This is a genomic window from Sphingomonas sp. HMP9 (assembly GCF_013374115.1).
GTDB lineage: Bacteria > Pseudomonadota > Alphaproteobacteria > Sphingomonadales > Sphingomonadaceae > Sphingomonas.
This window is the reverse complement of the sequence record NZ_AP022673.1, coordinates 1,254,827-1,273,318: the sequence shown is the minus strand read 5'-3', so window position 1 is coordinate 1,273,318 and position 18,492 is coordinate 1,254,827. Positions and strand designations below refer to the sequence as shown.

Below are 18,492 nucleotides of genomic sequence, written 5' to 3'. Positions count from 1 at the left end.
ATCCGGGTGCCGATCGCCTAGATGGGGTTGGAATCTCCAAGGAATCACGATGACGACGCATACCACCCGCATGCTTATCCTCGGCTCGGGCCCGGCCGGCCTCTCCGCCGCGATCTATGGCGCGCGGGCCGGCATGGCGCCGATCGTCGTGCAGGGCATCCAGCCCGGCGGCCAATTGACCACGACGACCGACGTCGAGAACTACCCCGGCTTCAAGGACGTGATCCAGGGCCCGTGGCTAATGGAGCAGATGCAGGCGCAGGCTGAGCATGTCGGCACGCGAATGATGTGGGACACGATCGTGAAGGTCGACCTCACCAGCCGCCCGTTCCGCCTGATCGGCGACAGCGGCGACGTCTATGAGGGCGACACGCTGGTGATCGCGACGGGCGCGCAGGCCAAGTGGCTCGGCATCGACAGTGAGGAGCCGATGAAGGGCAAGGGCGTCAGCGCCTGCGCGACCTGCGACGGCTTTTTCTACCGCGGCAAGAAGGTCGCGGTGATCGGCGGCGGCAACACCGCGGTCGAGGAAGCGCTCTACCTCACCAACCATTCGCCCGACGTGACGCTGATCCACCGCCGCGATTCGCTGCGGTCGGAGAAGATCCTCCAGGAGCGCCTGTTCGCGCACAAGGGCGTGACGGTGCTCTGGAACAAGGACGTCCGCGAGTTCGTCGATGGCGGCGGCAATGCCGGGCTGGTCGCGCTCGAGCTCGAGGACACGGTGACGGGCGAGCGCTCGCGCCTCGCGGTCGATGGCGGGTTCGTCGCGATCGGCCATCATCCGGCGACCGAGCTGTTCCGCGGGCACCTCGAACTTGATTCGGACGGCTATATCGCGGTCGAGACCGGTTCGACCCGCACCAACGTCGAGGGCGTGTTCGCGTGCGGCGACGTCGCGGACAAGGTGTACCGCCAGGCGGTGACCGCGGCGGGGACGGGCTGCATGGCAGCGCTAGACGCCGAGCGCTTCCTTGCGGCCGCCGAGTTCGCCGAGCTGGCCGAAGCCGCCGAGTAACACTGACTTACGCCGTCATCCTGACGTTCGTCAGGACGACCCTTCCACCGTCAACCTGACTAAAGTCAGGATCCAGAGTTCCAGACGATAACGCTCATGGCTCTGGATCCTGACGTTCGTCAGGATGACGGATAGTTATTGCCGCGCAATGGCGGCGGCGATCACGGCATGAAGCGCGGCTGCGTTCTCCGCCCCGGCAAAGCTGTGGGACGCCGTCTCCAGTCGCGTCACGCTTGCACCGCCGCGATACTCCGCGGCAAACGCGATCGCGGTTGCATCGCCGCTCGCAAGAATGATCGCGACGTCGTCGCGCCAGTCGTCAAGCGCAGTCAGCACCCGGGTCGCCAGGGGCGCCTGTTCCTCGGCTTTCGTGGCAGTAATCCGTCTCAAGCCTCTGATAAGCTTCGTCACGCTGACCTGTCCTCTGATGGCACGTCGCCAAGTTCCAGGATCGCGCAACCGATCGACGTAACGCGCGCGGATGGCGGCGGCGGGGGGGAGGTCGTCGATCGGTTCGATGACCCAGGGATTGGCGAGGACGATCCGATCGATCCCCGCCGATCGCCCGAACAGCGCAAGCGTGCTAGCCGCATCGCAGTTGCCGAAACCGACGACGCGCGTGACATGCGGTGCTGCGTTGCGAAACGCAGTCGCAGCCGCGACCACGTCGGGTTGGGCGCTGAGAAATCCGCGATTATCACCCGTCGAATCGCCGACACCGCGACGGTCGTAGCGGAATACTGGCGTGCCCGTAGCGGCGAGCCTCTGGGCGAGATCCGCCATTCCGCGATGCGCGCCGCTACGGATCTCGTTGCCGCCGGATACGATGAGCAGCCCCGTCGTCCCGTCCGCCTCGTCCAGCGTGGCGGCGAGCGTCTCACCCTCGCACACGACCGCGACGAACCGCCTCATGCTGCGATCCAGTGCGCGATATCGGCAGCAAGCTTCTGGGCGAGCTCTATATTGTTATCCGGTTCGGATCGACGCCAAAGCGGCGCGCCGGGATAGGTCGCGTCGGCCACCCGCGGATCCGTCTCGAGGCGTATGATCCGGCATCGTCCATCACCCCGTGGCACGGCGTCTCGCAACGCGGCGAGCCGCTCGGGGGACAGGCGATTGCCCGCATATTCGCCTTCGGGTTTGCCGGCCGCGGCCCGCGCGCGTTCGAGGTCTCGGACGAGTTCCTCGCCGGATTGCGGTGAAAGTTGCCAGCGACCGGCCAGCGTCGCATCGCCGTCAAGCAAAGCGCCGCTTCTTATCGAAAGTGCATAGGTATCAACGCCAAGCTGCTGTGCCAGCCCGATATAGGCTTGGCGCTGGTCGGAGACTGTCGCGTCGGCGGTGGCGACAATACTTTCGCCGGTGCCGGGAAAGTCGGGGAGGACGCTGCCGATTCCATACCCGGCGAGCGCGCGCAGGATCGTGCACGCGAACTGCCGCGTCCGGTTCGCTTCCTCGAACAGCGGCAGCGCGGCGAGAACGATCGGGCCGGTATCGGGGCCGAACCGCAGCATCGCCTCGCGCCCGCCCGCCCAGTCATAGTGTTGGAAGCGGAGGCCGGTCATCCCGGCAGAGGCTAGACCAGCGCCTTGGTCGCGGCAAACTGGACGAGCGCACCGAACGTCTCGAGCATCTCGCCGTCGATCTCGTCGTCCTCGATCAGGATGCCGAGCCGGTCCTCGAGTTCGGTCAGCACGCTGGCCACCGCCATCGAATCGAGTTCGGGCAGCGCGCCGAACAGCGGCGTGTCGGGCGTGAACGCGGCGACTCGGTCGGCGCTGAGGCCGAGGATATCGGCAAGGACGGCGCGTACCGTCGTTTCGACTTGGGAAGTACCTTCGAAGATCACGAGCATCGCCTGAACGGTTACGAACCCGGCCCCGCTAGCGTGTGGGGGTGAATTCGGCAACGGCTTGGCGCTATTAGGGACGGATGATCGTGCTCGACCCCGTTCCGTACCCCATCGACCATCTTGCGCTGCGTGGCGCCGCCGACGCCGTCGCGCTGATCGACAAGGCCGGCGTGATGACGTTTGCCGAACTCGAGACGGGCGTCGGGGCGCTGGCAGGGTGGCTTGCTGGCCGAGGGCTCATCGCAGGCGACCGGGTTGCGACGTGGCTGCCGAAGACGCGAGTCGCCTGCCTGATGCCGCTCGCTGTGGCGCGGGCGGGGCTGGCGCATGTGCCGATAAATCCGCTGCTGCGGCGGGCACAGGTTGCGCATATCCTGGGTGATAGTGGTGCCCGGTTGCTGGTGACACAGGAAGCGCGGGCAGCTACGTTGGACGGTAGCGACGTGCCGATCGGGTGCGCGATCGTGGAGGAGGCCGACCTCCGTCTGCTGCTCTCGCGAGGGAATGCGATGATGGGGCCGTCCGATGCGGCCACCGACAGCCTAGCCGCGATCCTCTATACGTCCGGGTCCACCGGCCGGCCGAAGGGCGTGATGCTCAGCCATGCGAATCTGTGGCTTGGCGCGATTTCCGTCGCGCAGTATCTGAGGCTGGAGCCCGAAGACCGGGTGCTCGGCGTGCTGCCGCTGTCGTTCGACTATGGCCAGAACCAGCTCTTCTCGACATGGGCGGCGGGGGCGTCGGTGGCGCCGCTCGACTATCTGGTTGCGCGCGACGTCGTGAAGGCGGTCGAGCGGGTCGGGGCAACGACGCTGGCGGGCGTGCCGCCCTTGTGGATGCAGTTGCTGGAGGCGGACTGGCCAGCAGAGACCGCGGCGCGGTTGAAGCGGCTGACCAACTCGGGGGGCGCACTGACGCCCCGGCTGGTGCGCGGCCTGCGCGAGAGGTTTCCGGCGGCGGACGTGTACGCGATGTACGGGCTGACCGAGGCCTTCCGGTCGACCTATCTCGACCCGGCGCTCATCGACACGCACCCCGATGCGATGGGGCGAGCCATCCCGTTTGCCGAGGTTTCGGTCGTGAAGCCGAACGGGATGCGCGCGGCGCAGGGTGAGGCGGGGGAATTGGTGCATGCGGGGCCTCTCGTCGCGCAGGGCTATTGGCAGGACGTTGAGCGGACCGCGCAACGGTTTCGGCCTGCACCCAACGGAGTAGGAATGGCGGTGTGGTCGGGGGATACCGTGATCGAGGGAGAGGATGGGTTGTTGCGGTTCGTCGGGCGAGACGACGAGATGATCAAGAGCGCGGGTAACCGGATCAGTCCGCTCGAGATCGAGGAAGCGGTGCTGGCGGGGGGAGAGGCTCGGGAGGCGGTCGCGGTCGGCGTGCCGGACGAGCGGCTGGGGCAGGCGATCGTGGTGATGCTGGCCGGCGACGCGAATGGCGAGGCGACGTTGCGGGCGCGGCTGCGGACGGCGTTGCCGAGCTTCATGCAACCGTGTGCATATCTCTGGCGAGACGAATTGCCGCGTAATGCCAATGGGAAACTCGACAGGTCTGCTATCGCGTCCGAGATAAGGAACACGGAGGGGGATGCATCATGAAACCGATGGGTGCTCTTCCGCTCGAGTTTGCCAAGCAATCGGGACCGCTGGTACTCGGCGGACGGACGGCTGACGACTGGGCCGCGCACGCCGGTGACACACCGCTGTTCGTCTACGACATGGCAATCGTCACCGCCCGTATCGCCCGTTTTCGCGCGGCGATGCCGGCCATCGACCTTCATTACGCGATCAAGGCGAATCCGCATGCCGACCTGCTCGCTGCGATAGCGCCGCTGGTCGACGGTCTCGACGTCGCCTCGTCGGGCGAACTCGAAAAGGCCATGACGGTCAAACCCGCCGGGTCGATCAGTTTCGCGGGGCCAGGCAAGCGCGACGACGAACTCGCGGCGGCGATCACCGCCGGCGCGACGCTGAACGTCGAATCGGAAGGCGAGGCTGCGCGGGCTTTCGCGATCGGCGATCGGCTCGGCCTCACGCCGCGGATGGCGGTACGCGTGAATCCCGATATCGAACTGCGCGGCTCGGGCATGCGGATGGGGGGGCGCGCGTCGCCGTTCGGGGTAGATGCCGTGCGTGCCGCGGCACTCGTGAGGGCGATCGTCGCGGCCGGTGCGGACTGGCGTGGGTTTCATATCTATGCGGGCAGCCAGGCACTCGATGCCGGCGCGATCGTCGAGACGCAGGCCGCGACGATCGCGCTTGCGGCGCGGTTGGCGGAAGAGGCGGGCGTGCCGCCTCCGCTCGTCAATCTCGGCGGCGGTTTCGGCGTGCCGTATTTTTCGGGAGACGTGGCGCTCGAGGTCGAACGGGTCGGCGAGGCGCTGGCGGAGGCCCTCGGGGCGCGTCCGGCGATCCTGGGTGAAACGCGGTTTGCGATCGAGCTCGGCCGCTGGCTCGTGGCGGAGGCGGGCGTGTACCTGACCCGCGTCATCGACGTGAAGCAGAGCCAGGGCGAGACCTTCGTCGTCGTCGACGGCGGCCTTAACCACCAGCTTGCCGCCAGCGGCAATTTCGGCACCGTAGTGCGCCGCAACTATCCGCTGGCTGTCGCCGCGCGCATGGGCGACGCACCGACCGAAACCGTGTCCGTGGTCGGTCCGCTCTGTACGCCGCTCGACCGCCTCGGCGACAAGATCGCGTTGCCACCGGTCGAAGTCGGTGATCTCATCGCGATCTTCATGGCCGGTGCCTACGGGGCCAGCGCAAGCCCGACCGCATTTCTCGGGCATCCTCCGGCGTCCGAGATCGTTACTCGTTTATAAGGCGCAGTTGCAGTGCCTTGGCGGGGCATGGTTACGGGGCGCTCCTAACGCTATCTTCACCTGTTACTTGCATAGCGAAGGCTGAGTTTGCCGCCCGTCGGGCAACCGATGGACGGTGCGGCGCCAGGAGAAAGTTACCCATGCGTTCCGGATCTGTATCGAAATCCCTGCTGACCCTAGGCCTTGCCGCGACCACGCTCGGCGCGTGCACGACCGGCAGCACGCCCCCGGCATTGCCGCCCGCCTCGTTCGTCGCGAAGCAGGAATTGCCGGGCGAGGAATATGTGATCGGACCGCTCGATCAGCTCAATATCTTCGTCTGGCGCAATCCCGAGCTGTCTTCGAAGGTCCAGGTGCGTCCCGACGGCCGGATCACCACGCCGCTGATCAACGACATGCCCGCGGTCGGCAAGACGCCCGCGATGCTCAGCGACGACATCAAGAAGGCGCTGGGGGCGTATATCAAGGACCCGATCGTCTCGGTGATCGTCGAGAATTTCAGCGGCACCTACAGCCAGCAGGTCCGCATCGTCGGTGCGACCGAGAAGCCGGCGTCGATCCCGTACCGCGCGAACATGACGCTGCTCGACGGGATGATCGCGGTCGGCGGTCTCAGCCAGTATGCGGCGGGCAACAAGGCGCGGCTGGTGCGCTACGATCGCACGACCGGCAAGCAGACCGAGTTCGGTTTGCAGATCAACAACCTGCTCAAGAAGGGCGATTCGTCGGCCAACGTCCGCCTCGCGCCGGGCGACGTGATCATCATCCCCGAATCGATGTTCTGAGGCACGCGGGATGAACGGGATCTACGACGAGGTGCGGATCGCGCTTCACGCGATCTGGACGCGGCGCTGGCTGGCGCTCGGCGTGGCATGGGGCGTGTGCGTGCTCGGCTGGCTGGTCGTGTCGCAGATCCCGAGCCGCTACGATTCGACCGCGCGCGTGTTCGTGCAGATGCAGACGATCCTGCCGTCGAACATGGACGGCGTGCCGCAGAGCGTGCCGATGACCGTCGATACGATCCGCACCACGCTGATCTCGGCGGTGAACCTCGAAAAGGTCGTGCGCGGTACTGATCTTGCGAACACCGTGTCGAGCGACCGCGATGTCGCCGACCGGGTCGCGGCGCTGGCCCCGAACATCAAGATCGCGTCGCAGCAGGATAACCTGTTTCAGATCACGACCAGCGCGGCGACGCCGAAGCTCGCGCGGCAGATCACGCAGAAGCTGATCGACCTGTTCGTCGAGCAGAACCTGGCGGGCGATCGCTCGAAGACGACGCAGAGCCTGACCTTCCTCGACCAGCAGCTCGCCTCGCGGCAAAAGCAGCTCGCCGATGCCGAGGCCAAGCGTGCCGACTTCCAGAATCGCTATCTGGGCGCGCTGCCCGGTACGGGTTCGGTCAGCGACCGGATCGGTGCGGCGCGGTCGCAGATGTCGCAGGTCGACGGCGATCTTGCCGCCGCGCAGTCGAGCCTTGCCGCGGTGCAGGGCCAGATGGCCGGAACCCCGGCAACGGTCCCCGGTACCGGCGGTGTCGCAGGCGCGGCGGGCCCGGCGCGCGCGCGGCTCCAGGCGATCCAGGGCCAGCTCGCTGATGCGCGCGCACGTGGCTATACCGAGAACCATCCCGACGTGGTCGCGCTGAAGAGCCAGCTCGCGTCGGCGACAGCGGCGGCGCGCAGCGAGCCGCTGGCGGGTGGCAGTGCGGGCGGCAGCGCGCAGAACCCGCTCTATGCCTCGCTCCAGTCGATGGTGGCGGATCGCACGGCCACGGTCGCCTCGCTGCGGATGCGGCGGAGCCAGTTGCAGGGCGACCTCGACCTGCTCAACTCGAAGCTGTCGGGCGATCCGGAGGTTGCCGCCGAGCAGGGTTCGATCGATCGCGACTATCAGGTGCTCAAGGACCAGTATGACGAGCTGCTGAAGCAGCGCGAGCAGACCGCGATCGTCGGCCAGGCACAGTCGCAGACCGATCACGTCAAGTTCAGCGTGATCGATCCGCCGACGATGCCGAGCAAGCCGAGCGCGCCGAACAGATTGCTGCTACTCACGGGGGTTCTGATCGCGGGACTCGCGGCGGGGATCGGTGCGGCCTTCGCGATGGGGAAGCTTCGGACCACGTTCGCGACGACCGCGCGACTCGAAAAGGCGGCAGGCATGCCGGTGATCGGCTCGATCGGTGAAGTGGTGACGCGCGTGCAATCCGGCCAGCGTCGCGCAAAGTTGAAGATGTTCCTGGGCGGCACGGCCGCGCTGGGCGCTGCGTATGTCCTGTTGCTGGGGGTCGAGATCCTCCAGCGCGGTCTGGCGGCATAGGGGATGACCGTGACGAAGCCTGATCGCGAACCCTCGCTGCTCGAACGAGCGGCCAAGGTGTATGATTTCAATGCGCACGCCCGGTTGCGCGGTACCGTCGTGCCGACTCCGCCACAGGTCGAGACGCCCGCGGCCGTAACGCCCGTGGTCGAGACGCCGGAGATCGATCCGCCAATGCCCGAGACGGCATTTGACGAGATACCGTCCGCGTCGCCGGTCTCCGCAGCGGAGGCCGAGCCGTCGGACGCGTTCGTCGACCCGACCTTCCTCGCGATCCCCGAGGAACTGCGCGCGCCGATCGGCGACGAGTTTCCCGACGAATTCTACCTGCCCGACGAATCGTCCGACACCGCGCGGATCGATCGCGGGATGCTGGCGGCGAGCGGCATGATCGTCCCCGGGGCGCCGGTCGGCCCGCTTGCCGAGGAGTTCCGCCTCATCAAGCGGCAGTTGCTGATCACCGGCGCACGTATCGCGGAGGGCGGGAGCGCCGACAAGGCACGCATGATCCTGGTCTGCTCGGCGCGTCCCGGCGACGGCAAGACGTTCTGTGCGATCAATCTCGCGCTGTCGATCGCGGCCGAGCGCGATACCGAAGTGCTGCTGGTCGATGCCGACGTCGCCAAGCCCGATGTCGTCGCGCAGCTTGGCCTGACGGATGGCCCGGGCCTGCTCGATGCGCTCGGCGATACGCGGATCGACGTCGAGGACCTCGTCATCCAGACCGACGTGCCGCATCTTTCGATCCTGCCCGCCGGGTCCAAGACCAGTATGGACACCGAACTGCTCGCCAGCGCACGGACCAAATCCGTGATCGCGCGCCTGCTCGAAACCAATCCGCGACGCATCGTGATCTTCGATTCGCCGCCTGCACTGGCGGCCTCGCCGGCGTCGGTGCTGGCGATGCGGGTAGGGCAGGTGATGCTCGTCGTCCGCGCCGACCACACGCCCGAGAACGAACTGCGGGCTGCGGTGAACCTGCTCGACGGATGCGAGCATATCCAGCTCGTGCTGAACGCCGTGTCGTTCGTCCAGGGCGGTGCGCGGTTCGGCAGCTATTACGGGCATGCAGCGTCGTGATGCGGACACCCCACACCAGGTCGAAGGCCCGGACGCTGGCGTTGGTCGTCGGCGGTTGCGTGCTTGCGACTCTGCCCGCCACGCCCGTCGTCGCGCAGACCGCTCCGGCCGCGCAACCCGCGCAACCCGCGCGCCGCGTGACGATCAATCCGTATGTCGAGGCAAGTCAGACGCTGTCCGCCGACCTCAACGGCGGCGACGTGCTGACCTATACCAGCCTTGCCGCCGGCGTCGACGCGGCGGTCCAGACGCAACGCATTACCGGGCAGGTCAGCTATCGGTACGAGCATCGTTTCGGCTGGGGCGAACGGCTCGGCGACGACGACATCCATTCCGGCCTCGCGCGCGTCGATGCGCGCATCACGCCGAGCCTCACGCTCGAAGGCGCCGGGATCGCCACCCGGTCGCGGTCCGACATCCGTGGGGCCGCACCCGGCATCCTCGTCGGCAACGTCAGCAACGTCAGCCAGATCTATTCGGTCTATGCCGGCCCCAGCTTCACCAGCATCGCCGGCCCGGTGACGCTGAACGCGAACTATCGGCTGGGTTATACCAAGGTCGACACCCCGACGTTCGGCGATGCCGGCCTGGGCGGGCAGCGGCTCGATTATTACGATGATTCGATCGGCAACACCGTGACGGCCAGCGCCTCGGTACGCCCCGGCGCGATCGCTCCCTTCGGCGTCACCGTCAGCGGCGCGTATGATCGTGAGACCGCCAGCCAGCTGAAACAGCGTTACGAGGGCTATTACGGCCGCGGCGACATCCTCCAGCCGATCTCGCCCTATGTCGCGCTCACCGCCGGCGTCGGTTACGAGAAGATCGAGACGAGCCAGAAGGATGCGGTCGTCGACGCGACCGGCACGCCCGTGCTCGATCGCGACGGCCGCTTCGTCACCAACGCGGCATCGCCGCGTCGCGTCGCCTATCGGACCGACGGCATCTACTACGACGCGGGCGTGGTCTGGCGTCCCAATCGCCGCACCTCGGTCGAGGGGCATGTCGGGCGCCGCTACGGATCGCTCAGCTATACCGGCACCGCCACCTATCAGGCGTCGCAATCGGTCGGGCTCGCGGTCAACGTGTATGACGGCGTGCAGACGTTCGGCCGTCAGCTTCGGACCGGCATCGGCAATCTCCCGACCAGCTTCCTGACGGGCAACCAGCAGGGCTTCGGCCAGCAGTTCAACGGCTGCGTGTTCGGCGCCAGCGGTGCGCAACCGGGCGGCTGCCTCAACGACGTGTTCCAGTCGATCTCGACCGCGAGCTACCGCGCCCGCGGGATCGACGGCGTGATCAGCGCGACGCGCGGACGTTCCACCTGGGGCGGGGGTATCGGCTATGCAAACCGCAAGCTCTACGCGCCGCGGCTGGCCCCCGGGCTGGTCGTCGCCGGCCTCGACGACGAAAGCTATTACGGCCAGCTATTCTACACCCGTAAGCTGACCCAGGTCTCCGGTGTCAGCGCCGACCTGTTCGTCAACTTTTACGACAGCGGCGTCGACGATATCACCGGCGATACCGGCGTCTGGTCCTATGGCGGGACGGGCACATATTTTCACAATTTCGGGCGTCTCGGCACCACCGCGTCGCTCGGGCTTTACAGCTTCAAGGTCGGTGACCTCGACAGCGACTGGTCGGCGCAGGCGCTGGTCGGTGCGCGGTACCAGTTCTGAAGGCGAACAGCAGATGTACGACGAACATTACGGACTGACGGGACGGCCCTTCCAGCTTACCCCCGATCCCAAATTCTGGTTCGAGACCGCCACTCACCGCAAGGCGATGGCGTATCTCGGCTATGGCCTGGCGCAGGGCGAGGGCTTCATCGTCATCACCGGCGATATCGGTGCGGGCAAGACGACGCTCGTCGGCCACCTGATGGACACGATCGACCATCAGCGGCTGAACGCGATCAAGCTCGTGTCGACCGCGATCGAGGCCGACGATCTGTTGCGGATCGTCGCCACCGACCTGCAGGTCGAGCCGGCGGGGTTGAGCAAGGCCGAACTGCTCACCGCGATCGAGCGCGGGCTGCACGCGGTCGCGCGCACCGGCAAGCGGACTCTGCTGATCGTCGACGAGGCTCAGGCACTGCCCGTGGATGCGCTCGAAGAACTGCGGATGCTGTCGAACTTCCAGGCCGGCGGCCATGCGCTGTTGCAGATCGTCCTGCTTGGCCAGCCCGAGTTCCGCGATCGTCTGCACGGCTCGGAGCGCCTCGAACAGCTTCGCCAGCGCGTGATCGCGATCCACCATCTCGACCCGATGGAGGAGAATGAGGTTTCCGACTATATCGCGCACCGCCTGACGGTGGTCGGCTGGACGGGGAATCCCGATTTCACCGAGGACGCGTTCGCGGCGTTCTTTACCGGGTCGGCCGGCGTGCCCCGCCGCCTGAACCAGCTGGCCGGACGCGTGATGCTGCACGCTGCGATCGACGAGCTCACGGTGATCGACGGTGACGCGGTCCGGGCCGTCCAGCGCGATCTGGAGGGCGACCTGCCGATGCTCGCCCATGACCGGGGGAAGGGCGCTCCTAGCGCGCACGAACCGCGCGAACCCGCCGCGACGCCGCGTGACGAGGTGCCGCGCACCGACCCCGCGATCGAGGAGCGGCTCGTCGAACTCGAGGCGCGCGTGGAGATGCAGGACAAGGCGCTCCGTCGCGTGCTGACGTTGCTGGTCGACTGGGTCGAGAGCGACAACGACAAGCCGGAATACGCACCGATCCGTGGCGTGGCCGCCTGGCATGATGCTGCCTGACATGCGCGTACTCGATGGCTCCGTCACCGCTGGCCCCATCATCACTGGGCCTGTTATCAATGGCATGTCTGTTGATGTTGAGGATTGGTTCCAGGTCGGCGCGTTCGAAAACGTCATCGACAAGGCCGATTGGGACACACTTCAGCCGCGCGTCGAGGCCAACACCGACGCGGTTCTTGCGCTGTTCGCCGAGCGCGGTACGAAAGCGACGTTCTTCACGCTGGGCTGGGTCGCGCACCGCTATCCCGCGCTGATCCGCCGGATCGTCGATGCCGGCCATGAGATTGCCAGTCACGGCTGGGACCACCAGCGCGTCTTCACGATGACGCCGGAGGTCTTCCGCGCCGACCTTGCGCGCGCTCGGACGGCGATCGAGGACGCGGCGGGGGCGAAGGTCACCGGCTATCGCGCACCGAGCTTCTCGATCGACCAGCGTACGCCTTGGGCGCATGTCGAACTCGCCGAGGCGGGCTATGCCTATTCCTCCAGCGTCGCGCCGGTGAAGCATGATCATTACGGCTGGCTGGACGCGCCGCGCTACGGGTTCAAGCCGCTCGCCGACAGCGCGTTGATCGAAGTCCCCGTGACGGTCGCCAAGTTCGGCGAGCGCAAGCTCGCCACCGGCGGCGGGTTCTTTCGCCTGCTCCCCGCGGCGATCACCGATCTCGCGGTTCGCCAGGTCAATCGCGAAGACCGCCCGGCGATGTTCTACTTCCATCCGTGGGAAATCGACCCTGCGCAGCCGCGTGTCGCGGCGGCACCGATGCGCTCGAAGATCCGCCATTATTCGCGGCTGGGCGCGATGGCGGGCAAGTTGCGCGGACTCCTCGGTCGCCACGCATGGGGCAGGGTCGATACGGTCGTTGCACGCGAAGCGGCGCGGCTGGCGTGACCGCGCCGATGCCCGTCGGCGTGCGCGAGGCGGACCTTCGCGATCCGAACGAGCATGCGCGGATCACGGCGTTCGTCGAGGCGACGGATGGCGCGACGCCGTTTCACCTGCCGGCCTGGAGCCGGGCGGTGCAGGACGGATGCGGCCAGCGCGCCCATTATCTGGTTGCGGAGCGCGACGGCGCCATCGTCGGCGTGCTTCCCCTGACAGAGATGCGCTCAGCCCTGTTCGGACGCGCGCTCGTCTCGACCGGGTTCGGGGTCGATGGCGGCGTCTTGGGCGGTGCCGTCGAGGCGCTGTCGGCGGGGGCGTGGACCTTGGCCTTGCAGATCGGCTGCCCCTCGGTCGAGCTACGCGGAGGTCCCGCGCCGAGCGGTTGGGACAGCGACGACACCAGCTATCTGGGCTTCGTGCGCGATCTGGCGGCCGACGACGATGCGGAACTGCTCGCAATCCCCCGAAAACAGCGTGCCGAAGTCCGTCGCGCGCTCGGCTTCGACCTTGAGGTCGTCATTGGCAACGATCGCAAGCTGCTGGCCGAGCATTACCGGGTCTATGCGGAATCCGTCCGCAACCTCGGCACGCCGGTTTTTCCCGCGAAGCTTTTCCGTAGCGTTGCGAGCGTGATGGATGCCGATGTTCTCACGGTTCGGCATCGGGGCAGGGCCGTGGCAAGCGTCCTCAGCCTGTATTTCGGCGGCACCGTCTATCCCTATTGGGGTGGTGGGACCGATGCGGCCCGCGGCTTGCGCGCCAATGATCGGATGTATTTCGCACTGATGACGCATGCGCGCGCCCGCGGGTGTACACGGTTCGACTTTGGCCGTTCGAAGACCGGCACGGGTGCGGCGGCGTTCAAGAAGAACTGGGGCTTCACGCCCGAACCGCGTGTCTATGCCAAGCGCAGCAACGGGCCGGCGCGCGACGTGAACCCGCTCAATCCCAAATACGCGCTGATGGTGCGGACGTGGAAGACGCTTCCCCTCTGGGCGGCCAATGCAGCAGGACCATGGATCTCCCGAGGCCTGGGGTGAGCCTGTTATTCCTGGCGCACCGCGTCCCCTTTCCGCCCGACCGCGGCGACAAGATCCGCAGCTTTCACATCCTCCAGTATCTGGCGAAGCGCACGCCGGTGCATCTGGTGGCGTTTGCCGACGACGCCGCCGACCTGGATCTGCCGCCGGTGTTCACCGATATGCTGGCGAGCTGCGCGATCCTGCCACGCGGCAAGTCGCAGAAACGGGCTGCGGTGGAGGCACTCGCGTCTGGGAAACCAGTATCGCTGGCTGCCTTCGCGAGCGCTGCGATGCAGGCGGCCGTCGCTCGCGTGTTGCCCGAAGTCCGTGCTGTCTACTGTTTCTCCGGACAGATGGCGCAGTATCTGCCGCTGGACGGTCCGCCGGTGGTCATGGATTTCGTCGACGTCGACTCCGCCAAGTTCGCGGGTTTCGCCGATGACGCGCGGGGGCCGATGCGCTGGATGATGCGCCGCGAGGCACGCCTGCTGGGCGCGTTCGAGCGGGAGGTCGCGGGCAGAGTGTCGGCCAGCTTATTCGTCAGCGAGGCGGAGGCGGCGCTGTTCCGCGCCGGCGGCGCGATCGGGCGCGTGCTCGCGGTCGAGAACGGGATCGATTCGGCAACGTTCGATCCTGCTACAAGCTCCCTCGACCCAAGCCACCACCCCGGCCCAGGCCAGGGCCCAATTGGAGAAGTCGCAGTAGCGGCGCGCAATCCTTCGTTGTCTACGTTCCCCAATCGGGCCCCGGCCTGCGCCGGGGGGGAGCAGCATGACTTACCCCTCATCGTCTTCACCGGCCAGATGGACTACCGTCCCAACATCGACGCGGTGACGTGGTTCGCACGCGATATCCTCCCACTTGTCCGCTACCGCCATCCCGCCCGTTTCGCGATCGTCGGCCGTGCACCAACCGCGGCCGTGCGCGCTCTGGCGAGCGATCACGTCACGGTTACCGGCGCGGTCGACGACGTCCGAGGCTGGCTCGCCGCTGCGAACGTCTGCGTCGCCCCGCTCAAACTCGCGCGCGGCATCCAGAACAAGGTGCTCGAGGCGATGGCGATGGCCCGCCCGGTCGTCGCGTCCGCCGACGCGGCGCAGGGCATCGACCATGCCGACACGATCCGCGTCGCCACCACCGCGCAGGACTTCGCAGACCGCATCTGCGATCTGCTCAAAGCTCCCGACGTCGCTGCAACGCTCGGCCAGTCGGCGCGGACGCAGGTGATTCGCCGCTACGGCTGGGACGCACGTCTTGCACCGCTGGACGCGCTGCTCGGCCTGCCGGCATGACGCCGTGGCGCCGTCACGGCCTTGCGCTCGCGGTGGTCGCGGTGCTGATCCTGCTGACCTTCCGACGTGACGTCGCCGATCTCGCGCATATCTGGTGGACGAGCACCACCTTCGGTCACTGCCTCTTCATCGGCCCCGTGATCGCATGGCTCGTCTGGCAACGCCGCGCCGAGCTGGCCCGACTGACCCCGACCGGCTGGTGGCCCGGCCTCGCACTGGTCGCGGCCGGTGGGTTCGGCTGGCTGATGGGCGATGCCGCCTCCGTCGGCTTCGCGCGTCAACTCGGGCTCGTCATGATGCTGCAGGGCGCGATCCTCACTATCCTCGGCCCCAATGTCGCGCGCGGGCTGCTCTTTCCGCTCGCCTATGCGGTCTTCCTGGTGCCGTTCGGCGAAGGCATCGAACCGCCGCTGCAAACCGTGACGGTCGCGATCGTCATGCCGCTGCTGCACCTGGTCGGCGTGCCCGCGGTCGTCGACGGCGTGCTGATCCACGCCGGCCGCTATTATTTCGAGGTGGCAGAGGCCTGTTCGGGGGCGAAGTTCGTCATCGCGATGGTCGCGTTCGGCGTGCTCGTCGCCAATCTCTGTTTCGTGTCGCGGCGCCGCCGCGCGGTGTTCCTCGCGGTGTCGGTCGTCGTTCCCGTCATCGCCAACGGTTTCCGCGCGTTCGGCACGATCTGGGCAGCGGACCTCACTTCGGTCGAGGCTGCGACCGGGCTCGACCATATCGTCTATGGCTGGATATTCTTCGCGCTCGTCATGGCAGGCGTGCTGGCGATCGGCTGGCGCTGGTTCGATCGCGCGCCCGACGACCCCGCTTTCGACCCCGCGCGTCTCCAGGCCATACCGCGCCACCGGACCGATTTCGCCATCGCCACCGCGTTGGTGCTCGCTACGGTCGCGGCCTTCCCCGCCTGGAGCGCTGCGATCGCCGGTCGCGCCCAGCTACTCCCTGCGCATATCGACCTCCCCGAGATCGCCGGCTGGCACCGCGTCCCCGTCAGTAGGCGCGCGCCGTGGACGTCCTATTATCCCGGCGCGGACCATTATCTGTTCGGCCGCTACGCCGATGCTTCGGGTGCGCAGGTCGACATGAGCATCGCGGTCTTCGGCAGCCAGCACGAAGGCAAGGAACTGATCGCCTATGGTACCGGCGTTCTGCGCGAGGAGGATCGCTGGGTCCGCGTCGCCGATCTGCCGAATATCGACGGCGGCAGCGTCATGCGGATCACGGCGCCCGGCCCCGTAGAGCGGATCGTCGCGACGTGGTACCGGGTCGGCGACACGACCACGCAGGACGAAACGCTGGTGAAGATCGAGACGATGAAGGCGCGACTGCTCGGCGGCCCACAACGCGCGGTGGCGATCCACCTGTCGGTCGAAGGTGGCGATCCGCGACCGATCGCGCGCTTCCTCGGTGCGCTCGGACCCATCGCGCCGGTCGCCGATCACGCTGCGGGGATGCGCTAGATGTGCGGCATCGCCGGGATCTTCCACCCCGGGACTCCCAAGCCGGTCGACCCCAACCGCGTCCACGCGATGCTCGCCGCGCTGTCGCACCGGGGTCCCGACGGCGACGGCATCTGGACCGCGCCCGGTGTCGGCCTGGGCCATCGCCGCCTGTCGATCATCGACCTCGAAGGCTCGCCGCAGCCGATGTCCGACGGCAGCCTGACGATCACCTATAATGGCGAAGTGTATAACTTTGCCGAACTGCGCGACGAACTGACCAGCAAGGGCGCGATCTTCCGCACGGCCGGCGACACCGAAGTCCTGCTGCACGCGTGGCGCGCCTGGGGGCCGTCGATGCTCGACCGGCTGAACGGGATGTTCGCCTTCGCGATCCACGATACTGTCGCGCACACGCTGTTCCTCGCGCGCGACCGGATGGGCGTGAAGCCGCTCCATTATGTCGAGCTGGCCGACGGATCGCTGGCGTTCGCGTCCGAATTGAAGGGTCTGCTGGCGCATCCGCAACTCCGGCGGGTTCCCGATCTGGGCGCTGTCGAGGATTACCTCGCCTTCGGGTACGTCCCCGACGACGCCTGCATGGTCGCAGGGGTGAAGAAGCTGGCGGCAGGCCATTTTCTGCTGGTCGAGCGCGGCAGGTCGGTCCCGCAGCCGCGCAAATGGTGGGATATCGACTTCTCGAATCGCGCGACCGGTTCCACCAAGGCGCTGGGCGAGGAACTGGTCGACCGGATGCGTGCGGGGGTGCGATCGAGGATGGTCGCCGACGTGCCGCTCGGCGCGTTCCTGTCGGGCGGGGTCGACAGCTCTGCGGTCGTCGCCCTGATGGCCGAGGCGAGCCCGAGGGCGGTCCGCACCTGTACGATCGGGTTCGACGAGGCCGGGCACGACGAGCGTAGCTATGCCGACACGGTCGCGCGTCGCTTTGCCACCGATCACCGCGAACGCGTCGTCCAGTCGGGCGATTTCGGGCTGATCGACACGCTGGTCGCGAGCTTTGACGAACCCTTTGCCGACGCGTCTGCGCTCGCCACCTATCAGGTCTGCGCGCTGGCCCGCGAGAGCGTTACCGTCGCGCTGTCGGGGGACGGGGCGGACGAAGCCCTCGCCGGATACCGCCGCTACAAGTTCCAGTCGGTCGAGGAGCGCGTCCGCGGCCTGCTGCCCTCGCATCTCCGCGCCGACGTCTTCGGAACGCTCGGTCGCTGGTATCCCAAGGCCGACTGGGCGCCGCGGCCGTTGCGCGCGAAATCGACGCTGCTCGCACTCGCGCAGGGCGGTGGCGAGGCCTATGCCCGCTCGGTCGGCGTCACCACGCCGGAACTCCGCGCGCAATTGTTCAACGCCGGCGCTCGCGCAAAGCTCGGTGGATACCGCGCGGAAGACCGCTATGTCGCGACGATGGCGAATGCGCCCGCGCGCGACGCGATCGACCGTGCGCAATATGCCGACGTCAAGCATTGGCTGCCAGGCGATATCCTGACCAAGGTCGACCGCACCAGCATGGCGGTCGGCCTCGAAGCGCGAGAGCCGCTGCTCGATCACCGCCTTGTCGAATTCTGCGCCACCCTGCCGGCCGCCATGCGGTTACGGCACGGCGAGGGCAAATGGCTGATGAAAAAGGCGATGGAGCCGTATCTGCCGCGCGAGATCCTCTATCGGCAGAAAATGGGCTTCGTGACGCCGATCAGCGCCTGGTTCCGCGGCGCTTTGGCAGGCGAGGCGACCGCACTGGCCAAGTCGCGCATGCTGGGTGAGACAGGGTGGTTCGACATGGCGACGATCGCGCGGATCGCCGACGAGCACCGCATGGGCCGTGCGGAACACGGCAGGACCTTGTGGCAGTTCGTGATGCTCGAACGCGCGATGAAGCGGATGTTCGGGTAGGGGCTTAAGTATCCTCCCCCGCCAGGGGGAGGTGGCACCGAAGGTGACGGAGGGGGCGGACACGGAACCGACGT

General features: G+C 67.2%; 16 protein-coding genes. 13 read left to right on the top strand and 3 right to left on the bottom strand.

The window, feature by feature from the left end; genetic code table 11:
* Positions 1-49: 49 nt before the first annotated feature.
* On the top strand, positions 50-1,018 hold the full coding sequence (gene trxB / locus HMP09_RS05555; protein ID WP_176499547.1) for a thioredoxin-disulfide reductase: 969 nt from the start codon (positions 50-52) through the stop codon (positions 1,016-1,018).
* Between the two features lie 135 nt (positions 1,019-1,153).
* Here trxB and HMP09_RS05550 read toward each other — a convergent pair whose 3' ends face one another.
* The 3 genes from HMP09_RS05550 to HMP09_RS05540 are packed head-to-tail and all read right to left on the bottom strand — an operon-like array spanning position 1,154 to position 2,873.
* Positions 1,154-1,930: a hydrolase 1, exosortase A system-associated gene (locus HMP09_RS05550; protein ID WP_176499546.1), complete on the bottom strand. Its 777-nt coding sequence runs from the start codon at positions 1,928-1,930 to the stop codon at positions 1,154-1,156.
* Positions 1,927-2,583, bottom strand: a complete 657-nt coding sequence (locus HMP09_RS05545) for a hypothetical protein (protein WP_232090697.1) — start codon at positions 2,581-2,583, stop codon at positions 1,927-1,929. Before HMP09_RS05545 ends, HMP09_RS05550 begins: the two co-directional genes overlap by 4 nt.
* An 11-nt stretch (positions 2,584-2,594) precedes the next feature.
* The gene (locus HMP09_RS05540) at positions 2,595-2,873 is read right to left on the bottom strand and encodes an acyl carrier protein (RefSeq protein WP_176499545.1); all 279 of its coding nucleotides are present in this window, start codon (positions 2,871-2,873) and stop codon (positions 2,595-2,597) included.
* A 77-nt stretch (positions 2,874-2,950) separates the two neighbouring features.
* Here HMP09_RS05540 and HMP09_RS05535 point away from each other — a divergent pair, with 77 nt between their 5' ends.
* From HMP09_RS05535 to HMP09_RS05480, 12 genes are all read left to right on the top strand, one after another.
* Positions 2,951-4,474 carry an acyl-CoA ligase (AMP-forming), exosortase A system-associated gene (locus HMP09_RS05535; RefSeq protein ID WP_176499544.1) on the top strand — a complete coding sequence of 508 codons (1,524 nt, stop codon included), beginning with the start codon at positions 2,951-2,953 and terminating at the stop codon, positions 4,472-4,474.
* A complete protein-coding gene (locus tag HMP09_RS05530; protein ID WP_176499543.1) occupies positions 4,471-5,697 on the top strand; it encodes a pyridoxal-dependent decarboxylase, exosortase A system-associated in 1,227 nt (408 codons plus the stop codon). The genes HMP09_RS05535 and HMP09_RS05530 overlap by 4 nt, the downstream gene beginning before the upstream one ends.
* Before the next feature lie 140 nt (positions 5,698-5,837).
* Entirely contained in the window at positions 5,838-6,482 is a 645-nt protein-coding gene (locus HMP09_RS05525) for an XrtA/PEP-CTERM system exopolysaccharide export protein (RefSeq protein ID WP_176499542.1), read from the top strand.
* Between the two features lie 10 nt (positions 6,483-6,492).
* The gene (locus tag HMP09_RS05520; RefSeq protein WP_176499541.1) at positions 6,493-8,016 is read left to right on the top strand and encodes an XrtA system polysaccharide chain length determinant; all 1,524 of its coding nucleotides are present in this window, start codon (positions 6,493-6,495) and stop codon (positions 8,014-8,016) included.
* 3 nt (positions 8,017-8,019) lie between these two features.
* Entirely contained in the window at positions 8,020-9,096 is a 1,077-nt protein-coding gene (locus HMP09_RS05515) for an AAA family ATPase (RefSeq protein ID WP_176499540.1), read from the top strand.
* The gene (locus HMP09_RS05510; RefSeq protein WP_176499539.1) at positions 9,096-10,772 is read left to right on the top strand and encodes a hypothetical protein; all 1,677 of its coding nucleotides are present in this window, start codon (positions 9,096-9,098) and stop codon (positions 10,770-10,772) included. The genes HMP09_RS05515 and HMP09_RS05510 overlap by 1 nt, the downstream gene beginning before the upstream one ends.
* Positions 10,773-10,785: 13 nt before the next feature.
* Positions 10,786-11,859, top strand: coding sequence for an ExeA family protein (locus HMP09_RS05505; RefSeq protein ID WP_176501591.1), 1,074 nt, complete (start codon positions 10,786-10,788; stop codon positions 11,857-11,859).
* 64 nt (positions 11,860-11,923) lie between these two features.
* Positions 11,924-12,751: an XrtA system polysaccharide deacetylase gene (locus HMP09_RS05500; protein ID WP_176499538.1), complete on the top strand. Its 828-nt coding sequence runs from the start codon at positions 11,924-11,926 to the stop codon at positions 12,749-12,751.
* Positions 12,748-13,785: a FemAB family XrtA/PEP-CTERM system-associated protein gene (locus HMP09_RS05495; RefSeq protein ID WP_176499537.1), complete on the top strand. Its 1,038-nt coding sequence runs from the start codon at positions 12,748-12,750 to the stop codon at positions 13,783-13,785. Before HMP09_RS05500 ends, HMP09_RS05495 begins: the two co-directional genes overlap by 4 nt.
* Entirely contained in the window at positions 13,782-15,059 is a 1,278-nt protein-coding gene (locus HMP09_RS05490) for a glycosyltransferase (RefSeq protein ID WP_232090696.1), read from the top strand. The genes HMP09_RS05495 and HMP09_RS05490 overlap by 4 nt, the downstream gene beginning before the upstream one ends.
* The gene (xrtA, locus tag HMP09_RS05485; RefSeq protein ID WP_176499535.1) at positions 15,056-16,531 is read left to right on the top strand and encodes an exosortase A; all 1,476 of its coding nucleotides are present in this window, start codon (positions 15,056-15,058) and stop codon (positions 16,529-16,531) included. Before HMP09_RS05490 ends, xrtA begins: the two co-directional genes overlap by 4 nt.
* Entirely contained in the window at positions 16,532-18,418 is a 1,887-nt protein-coding gene (locus HMP09_RS05480) for an XrtA/PEP-CTERM system amidotransferase (protein ID WP_176499534.1), read from the top strand.
* Positions 18,419-18,492: the final 74 nt, after the last annotated feature.

What these genes read in the sequence shown, in the direction of transcription:
- trxB (WP_176499547.1), top strand. Translation starts at nt 50, where the DNA reads ATGACGACGCATACCACCCGCATGCTTATCCTCGGCTCGGGCCCGGCC.
- HMP09_RS05550 (WP_176499546.1), bottom strand. Translation starts at nt 1,930, where the DNA reads ATGAGGCGGTTCGTCGCGGTCGTGTGCGAGGGTGAGACGCTCGCCGCC.
- HMP09_RS05545 (WP_232090697.1), bottom strand. Translation starts at nt 2,583, where the DNA reads ATGACCGGCCTCCGCTTCCAACACTATGACTGGGCGGGCGGGCGCGAG.
- HMP09_RS05540 (WP_176499545.1), bottom strand. Translation starts at nt 2,873, where the DNA reads ATGCTCGTGATCTTCGAAGGTACTTCCCAAGTCGAAACGACGGTACGC.
- HMP09_RS05535 (WP_176499544.1), top strand. Translation starts at nt 2,951, where the DNA reads ATGATCGTGCTCGACCCCGTTCCGTACCCCATCGACCATCTTGCGCTG.
- HMP09_RS05530 (WP_176499543.1), top strand. Translation starts at nt 4,471, where the DNA reads ATGAAACCGATGGGTGCTCTTCCGCTCGAGTTTGCCAAGCAATCGGGA.
- HMP09_RS05525 (WP_176499542.1), top strand. Translation starts at nt 5,838, where the DNA reads ATGCGTTCCGGATCTGTATCGAAATCCCTGCTGACCCTAGGCCTTGCC.
- HMP09_RS05520 (WP_176499541.1), top strand. Translation starts at nt 6,493, where the DNA reads ATGAACGGGATCTACGACGAGGTGCGGATCGCGCTTCACGCGATCTGG.
- HMP09_RS05515 (WP_176499540.1), top strand. Translation starts at nt 8,020, where the DNA reads ATGACCGTGACGAAGCCTGATCGCGAACCCTCGCTGCTCGAACGAGCG.
- HMP09_RS05510 (WP_176499539.1), top strand. Translation starts at nt 9,096, where the DNA reads ATGCGGACACCCCACACCAGGTCGAAGGCCCGGACGCTGGCGTTGGTC.
- HMP09_RS05505 (WP_176501591.1), top strand. Translation starts at nt 10,786, where the DNA reads ATGTACGACGAACATTACGGACTGACGGGACGGCCCTTCCAGCTTACC.
- HMP09_RS05500 (WP_176499538.1), top strand. Translation starts at nt 11,924, where the DNA reads ATGTCTGTTGATGTTGAGGATTGGTTCCAGGTCGGCGCGTTCGAAAAC.
- xrtA (WP_176499535.1), top strand. Translation starts at nt 15,056, where the DNA reads ATGACGCCGTGGCGCCGTCACGGCCTTGCGCTCGCGGTGGTCGCGGTG.
- HMP09_RS05480 (WP_176499534.1), top strand. Translation starts at nt 16,532, where the DNA reads ATGTGCGGCATCGCCGGGATCTTCCACCCCGGGACTCCCAAGCCGGTC.